At 69.4% G+C, this 12,983-nt stretch carries 15 protein-coding genes; 2 read left to right on the forward strand and 13 right to left on the reverse strand.

Going from position 1 to position 12,983, the window contains the following annotated elements; all coding sequences use genetic code 11:
- Positions 1-92: 92 nt before the first annotated feature.
- Entirely contained in the window at positions 93-545 is a 453-nt protein-coding gene (locus tag ACZBH1_RS00745) for a DUF4282 domain-containing protein (RefSeq protein ID WP_463645200.1), read from the forward strand.
- Positions 546-558: 13 nt separating this feature from the next.
- Here ACZBH1_RS00745 and ACZBH1_RS00750 read toward each other — a convergent pair whose 3' ends face one another.
- The 13 genes from ACZBH1_RS00750 to prmC form a co-directional block, all read right to left on the reverse strand.
- Positions 559-1,335 carry a YaaA family protein gene (locus ACZBH1_RS00750; RefSeq protein WP_463645201.1) on the reverse strand — a complete coding sequence of 259 codons (777 nt, stop codon included), beginning with the start codon at positions 1,333-1,335 and terminating at the stop codon, positions 559-561.
- Positions 1,336-1,423: 88 nt separating this feature from the next.
- Complete coding sequence (locus ACZBH1_RS00755) at positions 1,424-1,684, reverse strand: F0F1 ATP synthase subunit epsilon (RefSeq protein ID WP_194397897.1); 261 nt, start codon at positions 1,682-1,684, stop codon at positions 1,424-1,426.
- Position 1,685: 1 nt separating this feature from the next.
- Complete coding sequence (atpD, locus tag ACZBH1_RS00760) at positions 1,686-3,131, reverse strand: F0F1 ATP synthase subunit beta (protein ID WP_336398577.1); 1,446 nt, start codon at positions 3,129-3,131, stop codon at positions 1,686-1,688.
- A gap of 22 nt (positions 3,132-3,153) precedes the next feature.
- Positions 3,154-4,050: a F0F1 ATP synthase subunit gamma gene (locus ACZBH1_RS00765; RefSeq protein WP_336398576.1), complete on the reverse strand. Its 897-nt coding sequence runs from the start codon at positions 4,048-4,050 to the stop codon at positions 3,154-3,156.
- A 20-nt stretch (positions 4,051-4,070) separates the two neighbouring features.
- A complete protein-coding gene (gene atpA, locus ACZBH1_RS00770; RefSeq protein ID WP_336398575.1) occupies positions 4,071-5,708 on the reverse strand; it encodes a F0F1 ATP synthase subunit alpha in 1,638 nt (545 codons plus the stop codon).
- Positions 5,709-5,770: 62 nt separating this feature from the next.
- Positions 5,771-6,562 (reverse strand): F0F1 ATP synthase subunit delta, encoded by a 792-nt coding sequence (locus tag ACZBH1_RS00775; RefSeq protein ID WP_378882755.1) that lies wholly within the window; start codon positions 6,560-6,562, stop codon positions 5,771-5,773.
- On the reverse strand, positions 6,562-7,116 hold the full coding sequence (locus tag ACZBH1_RS00780; RefSeq protein WP_336398573.1) for a F0F1 ATP synthase subunit B: 555 nt from the start codon (positions 7,114-7,116) through the stop codon (positions 6,562-6,564). The genes ACZBH1_RS00775 and ACZBH1_RS00780 overlap by 1 nt, the downstream gene beginning before the upstream one ends.
- A gap of 29 nt (positions 7,117-7,145) precedes the next feature.
- Entirely contained in the window at positions 7,146-7,379 is a 234-nt protein-coding gene (gene atpE, locus ACZBH1_RS00785; RefSeq protein ID WP_292728372.1) for an ATP synthase F0 subunit C, read from the reverse strand.
- Positions 7,380-7,441: 62 nt separating this feature from the next.
- Positions 7,442-8,236, reverse strand: a complete 795-nt coding sequence (gene atpB / locus ACZBH1_RS00790; RefSeq protein WP_336398623.1) for a F0F1 ATP synthase subunit A — start codon at positions 8,234-8,236, stop codon at positions 7,442-7,444.
- Positions 8,237-8,405: 169 nt separating this feature from the next.
- Complete coding sequence (locus ACZBH1_RS00795) at positions 8,406-8,894, reverse strand: Cg1360 family ATP-synthase-associated protein (protein WP_463645202.1); 489 nt, start codon at positions 8,892-8,894, stop codon at positions 8,406-8,408.
- Positions 8,891-10,087, reverse strand: coding sequence for an MraY family glycosyltransferase (locus tag ACZBH1_RS00800; RefSeq protein WP_336398571.1), 1,197 nt, complete (start codon positions 10,085-10,087; stop codon positions 8,891-8,893). Before ACZBH1_RS00800 ends, ACZBH1_RS00795 begins: the two co-directional genes overlap by 4 nt.
- Positions 10,084-10,881 (reverse strand): L-threonylcarbamoyladenylate synthase, encoded by a 798-nt coding sequence (locus ACZBH1_RS00805; protein ID WP_463645203.1) that lies wholly within the window; start codon positions 10,879-10,881, stop codon positions 10,084-10,086. The genes ACZBH1_RS00800 and ACZBH1_RS00805 overlap by 4 nt, the downstream gene beginning before the upstream one ends.
- 82 nt (positions 10,882-10,963) lie before the next feature.
- On the reverse strand, positions 10,964-11,842 hold the full coding sequence (prmC, locus tag ACZBH1_RS00810) for a peptide chain release factor N(5)-glutamine methyltransferase (RefSeq protein ID WP_463645204.1): 879 nt from the start codon (positions 11,840-11,842) through the stop codon (positions 10,964-10,966).
- Between the two features lie 126 nt (positions 11,843-11,968).
- Between prmC and cysK the strand changes: the two genes are divergently transcribed.
- Entirely contained in the window at positions 11,969-12,907 is a 939-nt protein-coding gene (gene cysK / locus ACZBH1_RS00815; protein WP_463645205.1) for a cysteine synthase A, read from the forward strand.
- The last annotated feature ends 76 nt before the right edge of the window (positions 12,908-12,983 follow it).

The raw sequence follows: 12,983 nt of genomic DNA on the forward strand, positions 1-12,983 counted from the left end.
AGCGAACTGTCAGCATTGACGCCACGATCCGGGGGATGGCCCGGCCGCCCGGCGGTGGATAGCCTGAGCAGAACTCGATCCGAAGGACCGTCATGACAGACCAGAACCCGTCCGCTCCCACGCCGCCGCCGCTTCCTCCGCAGTCCGCCGCAGAGGCCGCGCGCGCGACCGACCCCGACGACACCGGTGTCCCCCGCGTCGGCGGCGACGCCGGCGACGTCAGCCGCGGGTTCTTCTCCGCGCTGTTCGACCTGTCGTTCCGGACCTTCATCACGCGCCGCCTCGCGAGCGTGTTCTACTTCGTCGGTCTCATCGCGATCGGCATCGGGTTCATCGTGTACTTCGCCGGCGGGATCATCAACGCGATCTCGGTGATGTGGCTCAACGTCGGCGCGGGGATCACGGGGCTGATCGCCACCATCATCGTGGTGCCGGTGCTGACGTTCCTCTCGATCATCCTGCTCAGGTTCGTCATCGAGGCGGTCGTCGCCCTCATCGCGATCGCGGAGAACACCGAGCGCACGGCACAGCACACGCGGCGCTGAGGCCTCGACCTGTTCAGCGACCGGTCGGCGAGCCGGGCGCAGGGGCGAAGAGCTCGAGCTCGCCCTCACCGCTCTCGTGCACGCGCAGACCGGATGATTCCGCCCACCGGAGGAACGCGGCCGGGGACGAGATGCGGGGGCGCTCCTGGGCGAGCCGTCGCACGAGAGCGCCTTTGGCGTGCTTGTTGAAGTGATTGAGCGCCCGCACCGCGCCGTCGCCGCCTTCGCTCACGACACGCACGTACCGCGACGCGACGCCGGCCGGCACCGGGCCGAGGGCGGCGTAGGCCTCCGAGCGCAGGTCGAGCACGAAGCGGGGCGCGAGGTCGGCGATCGCGGCGGTCGTCGCCTCGGCCCAGAGGCGCCGCAGCGGAGGAAGGCCGGGCAGGGACGCGCCGGCGCCGAGCCGGTAGGCCGGAATGGGGTCGAGCGCCCACACCGGGCCCAACGGCGCGGAGTGGATCAGGACATGGGCACCCAGCCAGCGACGAGCCGTCGCAGGGAGGGATGCCGCGTCCAGCGCGTCGAAGAGGACGCCCGTGTAGCGGTCGACCGCGGCCATGGTCGACGCGTCGCGCACCGCGGCGTTCACGGCGACCTCGCCGCGCTGGCGGGGACCGAGCTTGAGCACGCGGGCGGACTCCTCCTCGTCGGCAGCCAGGGCGACGAGGGCGGAGAGGACGGCCTCGCGCTGCGGGGCGAGCTGCGCGAGCGCCAGCCCGCCCGGGTCCAGCCGCGCGCCCGCGCCACCGGGACGCTTCGTCTCGGACGGCGGCAGGAGGATCAGCATGGTGCTCCGGAGCGGATCGATGGGCGGGGCGGGAACACGACTCGGCCGGCCCCCGCGGGGGCCGGCCGAGTGCGTGTACAGCGGGTGATCAGGAGATCAGGGCGGCGTTTCCGGCCACGATCGTCAGATCGTCGCCCTCCATCGACAGGAAGCCGTCCTGCGCGTTGGCGATGATCTTCGTGCCGGAGGTCTGGGTGATGCGCACCTGGCCCTCGGCGAGGATCGCGAGCACCGGCTCGTGCCCGGTCATGAAGCCGATCTCGCCCTCGACGGTCTTGGCGACGACGAGCGACGCCTCACCCGACCAGACCTCCGCGTCGGCGGAGACCAGGCTCACCTTGAGCGGCATGTCAGCCGTTCTCCTTCTGGATGCGAGCCCACGCCTCTTCGACGTCCGAGATCCCGCCGACGTTGAAGAAGGCCTGCTCGGCGACGTGGTCGAAGTCGCCCTTGACGATCGCGTCGAACGACTCGATGGTCTCCTTGATCGGGACGGTCGACCCCTCGACACCGGTGAACTTCTTCGCCATGTAGGTGTTCTGCGAGAGGAACTGCTGGATGCGGCGCGCGCGGGCGACGACGATCTTGTCCTCTTCCGAGAGCTCGTCGACACCGAGGATCGCGATGATCTCCTGCAGCTCCTTGTTCTTCTGGAGGATCTGCTTCACGGCGGTGGCCACGCGGTAGTGGTCCTCACCGATGTACCGCGGGTCGAGGATGCGGCTCGTCGACGACAGCGGGTCGACCGCGGGGTAAAGGCCCTTCGACGCGATCTCGCGCGAGAGCTCGGTGGTCGCATCGAGGTGGGCGAACGTGGTCGCCGGCGCCGGGTCGGTGTAGTCGTCGGCGGGCACGTAGATCGCCTGCAGCGAGGTGATCGAGTGGCCGCGCGTCGAGGTGATGCGCTCCTGCAGGATGCCCATCTCGTCGGCCAGGTTCGGCTGGTAGCCCACCGCGGACGGCATGCGGCCGAGCAGCGTCGACACCTCGGAGCCCGCCTGCGTGAAGCGGAAGATGTTGTCGATGAAGAGCAGTACGTCCTGCTTCTGGACGTCGCGGAAGTACTCCGCCATCGTCAGGGCCGAGAGGGCCACGCGCAGACGGGTCCCCGGCGGCTCGTCCATCTGGCCGAACACGAGGGCGGTCTTGTCGAAGACGCCCGCCTCCTCCATCTCGCCGATGAGGTCGTTGCCCTCACGGGTGCGCTCACCGACGCCCGCGAACACCGACACGCCGCCGTGGTCCTGCGCGACGCGCTGGATCATCTCCTGGATGAGGACGGTCTTGCCGACGCCCGCACCGCCGAAGAGGCCGATCTTGCCACCCTGCACGTACGGGGTGAGGAGGTCGATGACCTTGATGCCGGTCTCGAACATCTCGGTCTTCGACTCGAGCTGGTCGAACGACGGCGCCTGACGGTGGATGCCCCAGCGCTCGGTGACCTCGATGGTCTCACCGGGTGCGGCGTTGAGGACGTCGCCGGTGACGTTGAACACCTTGCCCTTGGTGACGTCGCCGACGGGCACCGTGATGGGGCCGCCGGTGTTGCGCACCTCCTGGCCGCGGACCATGCCGTCGGTCGGCTTCAGGGAGATGGCGCGCACGAGGTCGTCGCCGAGGTGCTGGGCGACCTCGAGCGTGATCTCGGTGGACTCGCCGTCGATCGTGATGGTGGTCTTCAGCGCGTTGTAGATGTCGGGGATCGAGTCGTGCGGGAACTCGATGTCGACGACCGGGCCGGTGACGCGCGCGACGCGTCCGACCGCGGTCGCGGTCTTCTCAGCGGTGAGGCTCATGGCTTCTTCTCTTTCGTGTGGTCTATTTGCCCGACGCCAGGGCGTCGGCGCCGCCGACGATCTCGGCGATCTGCTGTGTGATCTCGGCCTGGCGCGCGTTGTTGCGCAGGCGGGTGTAGTCGGTGATGAGCTTGTCGGCGTTGTCGCTGGCCGACTTCATCGCCTTCTGGGTCGCGGCGTGCTTCGCGGCCGACGACTGGAGGAGGGCGTTGAAGACGCGGCTCTGGATGTACACCGGCAGGAGCGCGTCCAGGACGGTCGCGGCATCCGGCTCGAACTCGTACAGCGGGTAGACCTGCGCCGACGACGACTCCTCGGCCTCGACGACCTCCAGCGGAAGCAGGCGCACCGTCTCGGGCGTCTGCGTCATCATGCTGACGAAGCGGTTGTAGACGAGGTGGATCTCGTCGACCCCGTTCTCTTCGCCACCGCGGTCGTACGCGTCCAGCAGAGTGGCGGCGATCTCCTCGGCCGTCGAGAAGTGCGGCGTGTCGGTGTCACCCGTCCACTCGGCCGCGGCCTCCATGCGCCGGAACTGGAAGTAGCCGACGGCCTTGCGGCCGACGAGGTAGAACACCGGCTCGCGGCCCTCCTCGCGCAGCAGCTGCGCCAGCTCGAGGCCCTCGCGGAGGATCTGCGAGTTGAACGCGCCGGCGAGGCCGCGGTCGGACGAGAAGATCACGACCGCGGAGCGGCGGATCGTCTCGCGTTCGACGGTCAGCGGGTGGTCGACGTTGGAGTGCGTCGCCACGGCGGAGACGGCCCGCGTCACGGCACGCGCGAACGGCGACGATGCGCGCACACGCGCCATCGCCTTCTGGATGCGCGAAGCCGCGATGAGTTCCATCGCCTTCGTGATCTTCTTGGTCGTCTGAGCAGAGCTGATCTTCTGCTTGTAGACCCGGAGTTGTGCGCCCATGGTTTATGCCCAGGCCCGCCTCAGCGGCGGCCCTTGACGATCTTCTCCTGGTTCACGTCCTCGGCCTGCGCCGCCGCGACCTCTTCATGGCCGGGCTTGCCGATGGCCTGGCCCTTGCCTGCCTGGAACTCCAGGATGAACTCGTCGGTCTTCTTCGCGAGCTCGGCGACGGTGTCGTCGTCCAGGACGTTGGTCTCGCGCAGCGTGTCGAGGATCGACGTGTTGCGACGGAGGTAGTCCAGCAGTTCGCGCTCGAAGGACAGCACGTCCTCGACCTCGATCGAGTCCAGCTTGCCGTTGGTGCCCGCCCAGATCGAGACGACCTGCTCCTCGACCGGGTACGGCGAGTACTGCGGCTGCTTGAGCAGCTCCGTCAGACGCGCGCCTCGGGCGAGCTGACGACGCGAGGCCGCGTCGAGGTCGGACGCGAACATCGCGAACGCCTCGAGCGAACGGTACTGCGCGAGCTCCAGCTTGAGCGTTCCGGAGACCTTCTTGATCGACTTCACCTGGGCGTCGCCGCCGACGCGCGACACCGAGATGCCGACGTCCACCGCGGGACGCTGGTTGGCGTTGAAGAGGTCGGACTGCAGGAAGATCTGGCCGTCGGTGATCGAGATCACGTTCGTCGGGATGTACGCCGAGACGTCGTTCGCCTTCGTCTCGATGATCGGAAGACCGGTCATCGAGCCGGCGCCGAGCTCGTCGGAGAGCTTCGCGCAACGCTCGAGCAGACGCGAGTGCAGATAGAAGACGTCACCGGGGTACGCCTCGCGGCCCGGCGGGCGGCGGAGCAGGAGCGACACGGCGCGGTAGGCCTCGGCCTGCTTGGACAGGTCGTCGAAGATGATCAGGACGTGCTTGCCCTCGTACATCCAGTGCTGGCCGATGGCCGAGCCGGTGTAGGGGGCGAGGTACTTGAAGCCGGCGGGGTCCGAGGCGGGAGCCGCGACGATCGTGGTGTACTCCATGGCCCCGGCGTCCTCGAGGGCGCCCTTCACGGCGGCGATCGTCGAGCCCTTCTGGCCGATCGCGACGTAGATGCAGCGGACCTGCTTGCTGACGTCGCCCGACTCCCAGTTGGACTTCTGGTTGATGATCGTGTCGATCGCGATGGCCGTCTTGCCCGTCTGGCGGTCCCCGATGATGAGCTGGCGCTGTCCGCGGCCGACGGGGATCATCGCGTCGATCGCCTTGATGCCGGTCTGGAGGGGCTCGTGCACCGACTTGCGCTGCATGACGCCGGGCGCCTGGAGCTCGAGGGCACGACGGCCGACGGTCGCGACCTCGCCGAGACCGTCGATGGGGTTGCCGAGCGGGTCGACCACGCGGCCGAGGTAGCCGTCGCCGACGGCGACCGACAGCACCTCGCCGGTGCGCGTCACCTGGGTCCCGGCCTCGATGCCGGCGAAGTCGCCGAGCACGACGACACCGATCTCGTGCTCGTCGAGGTTGAGGGCGAGGCCCTGGGTGCCGTCCTGGAACGTCACGAGCTCGTTCGCCATGACGCCCGGCAGGCCCTCGACGTGCGCGATGCCGTCGGCGGCGTCGATGACGGTGCCGACCTCGGTGGCCGCGCCGCCCGTGGGCTCATAGGCGGCGACGAAGTCCTTCAGCGCGTCACGGATGACATCGGGGCTGATAGTGAGATCTGCCATTGTTTTCCTTCGTTCATGGGGCCGCGGCCCCGAAATCTCCACCCTCGGGCGGGAAGTCTGTGTCAGCCTGCGAGCCGCTGACGGAGGTCGGCCAGACGCGACGACACGCTGGCGTCGATCACGTCGTCGGCGATCTGCACGCGCAGGCCGCCCACCACGCCCGGGTCGACGATGGTGTTCAGCGCTACGCGCTTGCCGTAGCGCTTCGTCAGCGCTGCGACGAGGCGCTCGCTCTGCGCGGCGCTCAGCGGCGCCGCCGCCACGACGGTGGCGACGGTGCGTCCGCGCTGGTCGGCGACGAGCTTCATCGCACGCGACAGCAGCTGGCGCACCCGCCGCTCGCGCGGCTGCCGGACGAGGGACGACACGATGAGCGTCGCCGCCTCGCTCGCGCGCCCCGTGAACAGCGTCTCGATGAGCGCGCCCTTCGACGTCGAGTCACCCAGGCGGCTGCCGAGAGCGAGCTCGAGCTCCGCGTTGTCGGCGACGGTGCGCGAGAAGGCGAACAGCTCGCCCTCGATGTCGGAGTTCGCGTCGGCGACGGCCGTCGCCCGCACCGCGAGCTCTTCGATCCCCTCGACCAGGTCGTCGGACGACGACCAGCGCTGCGCGACCACGGTCGCCAGCAGCGACGCGGTCGTGGGCTTCACGGTCGGTCCGAAGACGGCGAGGACGACGTTGCGGCGGGCCTCGGCAGGCGCCGCCGAGTCGGCGAGCGCGCCGCTCAGCTGCGACGAGTCGCCCACGGTGCGCGCCGCGGCGAACAGCTCGCGGGCGACGTCGAGGTCGACGTCGGCGGCGGCGTCCAGCGCCGCCGTCGTCGCCGCAACGGCCTGAGTGGTCGCGCTGCCCATTACGCCTTGGCCCCTTCGGACTCCTCGAGCTCGGCGAGGAAGCGATCGACGACGGCCTGAGCCTTCGCGTCGTCGGACAGCGTCTCGCCGATCACGCCACCGGCGAGGTCGAGGGCGAGCGTGCCCACCTCGCTGCGCAGCGACACGAGCGCCGACTGGCGCTCCGCCTCGATCTGAGCGTGGGCGGTCGAGGTGAGACGGGCGGCCTCGGAGGCAGCGGTCTCCTTCGCCTCGGCGAGGATCTTCTTGCCGTCCTCACGGGCGGCGTCGCGGATCTCACCGGCTTCCTTGCGGGCGTCGGCGAGCTGGGCGGTGTACTCCTCGAGCGCCGCCTCGGCCTTTCGCTGGGCCTCGTCGGCCTTCGCGATGTTGCCTTCGATCGCCGCCGAGCGCTCGTCGAGCATCTTCTTCATCCGCGGAAGCGCGATCTTCCAGAAGAGGAAGAGGATGATGACGAAGCAGACCGACGACCAGATGATGTCGTACCAGGCGGGGATGAGGGGGTTATGGGTCTCCCCCTCCTCCGCGGCGTACGCGACAAGAGCGTGCAGCATCCTGTCTCCTTAGGACTGAGATTCGGCGATCAGACGAAGATGAAGTAGGTCGCGATGCCGATGAAGGCGAGCGCCTCGGTGAAGGCGATACCGATCCACATGAGCACCTGCAGGCGGCCGGCGAGCTCGGGCTGGCGAGCCACGCCCTCGATCGTCTTGCCGACGACGATGCCCACGCCGATGGCCGGGCCGATCGCAGCGAGGCCGTAGCCCATCGTCGCGACGTTGCCGGTGACCTGTGCGAGAACCGTAGTTGCGTCCACGGGGGTTTTTCCTTTCGGTTGTGGGCGGCCCTGTGTCGTTCTGGACGGAGGGGCCGACCCGCTTAGTGCTCTTCCGCGACCGCGAGCTGGATGTAGACCGCGGTGAGGAGAGCGAAGACGTACGCCTGGAGGACCGCCACCAGGATTTCGAACAGCGTGAAGACGAAGCCGAAGGCGAGGCTGCCGGCGCCGAGCGCCGTCCACCAGCCGCCGAGGTCGACGACGAAGAACTGCGTGGCTGCGAAGAACAGCACCAGCAGAAGGTGGCCGACCATCATGTTCATGAGGAGTCGGAGCGTCAGCGTCACGGGGCGGATGATGAATGTCGAGATGAGCTCGATCGGCGTGACGATGATGTAGATCGGCCACGGCACACCCGACGGGAAGAGCGAGTTCTTGAAGAAGTTCTTCGGGCTCTTCTTGATGCCGGCGTAGATGAAGGTGACGTAGCTCACGACCGCGAGCGTCAGCGGCACCGCGATGATGCTCGTTCCGGCGATGTTCAGGAACGGGATGATGCCCGTGATGTTCATGAACAGCACCATGAAGAAGATCGTGGTGAGGATCGGCAGGAAGCGCTGGGCGTCCTTCTTGCCCAGGAGGTCTTCGCCGATGTTGACGCGGACGAAGTCCAGGCCCATCTCGACGAGGCTCTGGAACCGACCGGGGACGACGCGCATGCGGCGCGTGCCGAGCCAGAAGATCAGGACGATCGCGATGGTCGCGAGGAACTGGATCAGGTGGATCCGGTGGACCGGGATGATGCCGAACGCGGTGAAGAGGATCTCGGGGAAGAACTCTTCGATCGACGGCCCGTGGAACTCCGGGGGCGCGTCAGCGGCAAGGGGGGCGATCAGGGTCGCAGCTTGAGTAAACAGCGCTGGCTCCAGCTTCGGGGCATCGGTGAAGGACCGTTGCGACGATGGTCGGTGAGCGTCACTCCGCAGGCGCTCACAACAGGGTGGGCGGGCGGGCGCTCGTTCAGCCTATCAAACTTGAGAGGTCCCTGAATCCGCCCGCGAGGCGTCACGCGGCGGTGCCCGGCCCGTCGGTGCGCTCCCCCGCGTCGGGGTCGGTCGGGAGCTCGACGTCGCTCGCGTGCGGCACGCGCATGCGCATGAGCACGACGACGTCGATGAGGAGCGAGGCGAGCACGCTCGCCACCAGCGCGAGGAAGAACACCGGTCCGACGATCCACGGCTGGTCCCGCAGCACGAACAGCGCGACGAGGAACACGACGAACTTCAGGATCCAGCCGCCGAGCACGATCCCGAAGAAGATCGGCACGTACAGCGCGTCGCCGAACCACCGGTTGGCGATGAGGATGCTCGCGGCGGTGATGGCGAGGAAGACGGCCGCGATGAGGACGCCGGCCAGGGCGCTCCACAGTCCGTCCACTCCCGCCACGAGGTAGCCGACGAGGCCGCCCAGCACGAGGAGTGCGGCGGTGACGGTTCCCGACCACACCAGGACGGTGCGAAGGATCGGGGTGCTGGAGATGGGGGTGGAGCTCATCGGGCGTCCTCCTGTGCGGGCGCGGGATCGTGCAGGGCGGTGGATGGGGCGGCCTCGATCGCGTGGGCGGCACGTCGATGCGACGGCAGCAGGGTCACGATCAGGCAGGCGGCGATGCCGACGACGCCGTACGCCACGCCGAGGAGGTAGTCGCCCGGCCACTCCAGCGTCGTGCCGATGTACATCAGCAGCACCGCGAGGCTCACCAGCGCGGTCCAGGCGTAGAAGATGAGCACGGCGTCGCGGTCGGAGTGGCCCATGTCGAGCATGCGGTGGTGCAGGTGGCGGCGATCGGGTGAGAACGGCGACTTGCCCTTGCTCATCCGACGGACCACCGCCAGTCCGAAGTCGAGCAGGGGCAGCAGCACGACGACGACCGGCAGCAGGATCGGGATGAACGCACCGAGGAGCTGCGAGCGGCCGAACTCGTCGTTGTCGGCGACCATCGCCGGGTTGATGTTGCCGGTGATCGCGATCGCCGACGAGGCCATGAGCAGGCCGAGCATGAGCGCCCCGGCATCCCCCATGAACAGCCGCGCGGGACTCCAGTTCATCGGCAGGAACCCGATGCACACGCCGATCAGCACGGCGGCGATGAAGGACGCGAGGTTGAAGTAGGTGCTCGCCCCGATGTCGCGCACCATCATGTACGAGTACGCGAAGAACACCACGTTGGCGATGAGGCAGACGCCCGCGACGAGGCCGTCCAGGCCGTCGATGAAGTTCACGGCGTTCATCACGACGACGATCGAGAAGACGGTCAGTGTGAAGCTGGCCCAGCTCGAGATCGTCATGCCGCCGAGCGGCAGCGTGTAGATCTGCAGCTGGCCGAACCAGGCGATGAGGCCCGCCGCGAGGAACTGCGCGCCGAGCTTGATCATCCAATCGAGGTCCCAGACGTCGTCGAGGACGCCGATCACCACGATGAGGGCCGTCGCGCCCAGCAGCGCGTACACCTGCTCGGGCTCGGTCCAGATGATGGCGAAGAACGGATGCTGCGACGACACCGCGAACGCGGCGAGCACGCCGATGAACATGGCGATGCCGCCGAGGCGCGGCGTCGGGGTCTTGTGGACGTCGCGCTCGCGGATCCCCGGATAGAGCTCGTACTTCAGGCTCAGCCGCCAGACCGCCCACGACAGGACGAACGTGATGGCCGCCGTGAGGAGGATGGTGAAGACGTACTGCTTCACGAGCTGCCGGGGACGCTCTGGGCGTCGGCATCCGTCACGCCTGCGGCCGTCGGCCCCGCCTCGCCGCCGGACGGCTCGGCCTCGGCGTCGGGCTCTGCTTCCCGGCCGGACGGCTCGGGCTCCGCACCCGGGTCGGCCTCGAGGAGGTCGCCCAGCACCTCGCGCAGCTGCTCGCGGCTGACCGCGCCCTCGCGGAGCACGCGCACCAGCGGCTCCTCGCCGCCGACGAGGCTCGTCGCGTCGACGATGGTGGACGGCACGCCGTCGCGCGACGGTCCGTCGCCGAGGTACACCGCCACGCTGTCCTTCAGCATCTCCTCCGCGTCCTCGGCCGTGATGCCCGCCGCCATGCCCGTGAGGTTCGCGCTGGAGACCGCCAGCGGGCCGGTCTCCTCGAGGAGCTCCAGCGCGATGCGGTGCGCGGGCATCCGCACGGCGACGGTGCCCCGCGTCTCGCCGAGATCCCATGACAGCGACGGCTGGGCCGGCAGCACGATCGTGAGGCCGCCTGGCCAGAACGAATCGATCAGGCGCTCGACGGGCTCGGGCACGTCGGCGACGAGGGCACGGAGCGTGGTGACGCCGGCCACGAGCACGGGCGGCGGCGACTGGCGCCCGCGGCCCTTGGCGGCGAGCAGTCGGGCGACGGCCTGGTGGTCGAAGGCGTCGGCGGCCACACCGTAGACGGTGTCGGTGGGGATGACGACGAGCTCGCCGCGGCCGATGGCCTGGCGCGCCCTGCGCATGCCGGCGAGCAGCTGGGCCTCGTCGCGGCAGTCGAAGATGGGGGACATGTCGCCGGACAGTTTAGTCGGGGCGCGGCTGTGCGTTCACGGCGTCGCTGGATGCTCCGTCCGCGGGGCGGTGCCGACGGTGTCAGGGGCGCAGCGCGGTGGTGGCGCGATCGCGCATCGTGAGGTCGGGGTGCGTCGCCGCCGCGCGCCATCCGTCGGCCGCGAGGAGCTCGCGGATCGCCTCCCCCTGCCACTCGCCGTGCTCGATGACGATCATCCCCCCGGGATGCGCGAGGCGCAGACCCACGCCGCTCAGCACGCGCACGACGTCCAGGCCGTCCTCGCCGCCGTAGAGCGCGGCGGGCGGGTCGAAGAACCGCACCTCCGGGTCGCGTGGGATCGCGGCATCCGGCACGTACGGAGGGTTGGAGGCGACCACCGAGACCGTGCCGTCGAGCTCGGGGAACGCGTGCGCGAGGTCGATGAAGGCCAGCCGCGCGTTGTCGGCGCCGACCATCGCGAAGTTCTCCTTCGTCCACAGGAACGCCTCCACCGAGTTCTCGGCCGCGAAGACCCGCGTGTGCGGCACCTCGGTCGCCATCGCCAGCGCGATCGCGCCGCTTCCGGTGCCGAGATCCACCGCGATCGGGGACTCGGATGCCGCGGCCCGGAGCGCGTCGATCGCCAGCTGCGCGACGAGCTCGGTCTCGGGGCGGGGCACGAAGACGCCCGGCCCCACGCGGAGCTCCAGATGGCGGAAGGGCGCCGTCCCGGTGATGTGCTGCAGCGGCTCGCGGGTGGCGCGCCGGGTCACCAGCTCCTCGAGGCGCTCGGCGTCGGCCGCGGCGATGCGGTCGCCGCGGATCGCGGACGCCTGCACTCCCCCTCGCCCGAGCCCCAGGACGAAGGCCGCCAGCAGCTCGGCGTCGACCGCGGGGTCGGCGATGCCCGCGGCGCCCAGGCGCGCCGCGGCCTGCGCGATCGCGGCGGCCAGGGCGGGTGGTTCTTCTGGGGAGGACATGACCGCACCACCCTACGCCCCGGAGGGTAGCGCGCCGCCGCCACCTCCCTGTCACAGAAGGACTCACATGGATGCCGTCCCCCTAGGCTGGTGCTGACCAGCCGTGAACCCGCGAAAGGCCCCGACATGACCGGCATCCATCCCGACATCACCTCCGCTTTCGGCAACACTCCGCTCGTCCGGCTGAACCGCGTCGCGGAAGGCGTCGGCGGCAACGTGCTGGCCAAGCTGGAGTTCTACAACCCCGCCTCGAGCGTCAAGGATCGCCTCGGCATCGCGATCGTCGATGCGGCGGAGGCGTCGGGCGAGCTCGAGCCGGGCGGCACGATCGTCGAGGCGACCAGCGGCAACACCGGCATCGCCCTCGCGATGGTGGGTGCGGCCCGCGGCTACCGCGTGGTGCTGGCCATGCCCTCCTCCATGTCGATCGAGCGCCGCCTGCTGCTGAAGGCATACGGCGCGGAGCTCGTCCTCACCGACCCCGCCGGCGGCATGAAGGGCGCCATCGCCAAGGCCGAGGAGCTCGTCGCGGAGCTGCCGGGCGCCATCCTCGCCCGCCAGTTCGAGAACCAGGCCAACGTCGAGATCCACCGCAAGACGACCGCGGAGGAGATCCTCCGCGACACCGACGGCAAGGTCGACTACTTCGTCGCCGGCATCGGCACGGGCGGCACGATCACCGGTGTCGGCCAGGTCCTCAAGGAGCGCGTGCCCGACGCCAAGGTGGTCGCCGTCGAGCCGGCCGACTCGCCGCTGCTGACCAAGGGCACCCCCGGTCCGCACAAGATCCAGGGCATCGGCCCGAACTTCGTCCCGGCGATCCTCGACCGGGGCGTGATCGACGAGGTCATCGACGTCGAGTTCCCCGACGCCATCTCGACGGCTCGCGCGGTCGGCACCCAGGACGGCATCCTCGTGGGCATCTCCTCCGGCGCCGCCATCTGGGCGGCGCTCCAGGTCGCCGCGCGACCCGAGGCCGCGGGCAAGAACATCGTCGTCATCGTGCCGTCCTTCGGTGAGCGCTACCTGTCGACTGCGCTCTACGAGGATCTGCGCGAAGATTGATCCGTCACGACGGCGCGACGGCGAACCGATCTGATCGGCCGCCGCCGCGCCGTCGTCGTGTGGACCCCGACGAGAG

It is taken from the genome of Microbacterium sp. ZXT2-5 (assembly GCF_055329545.1).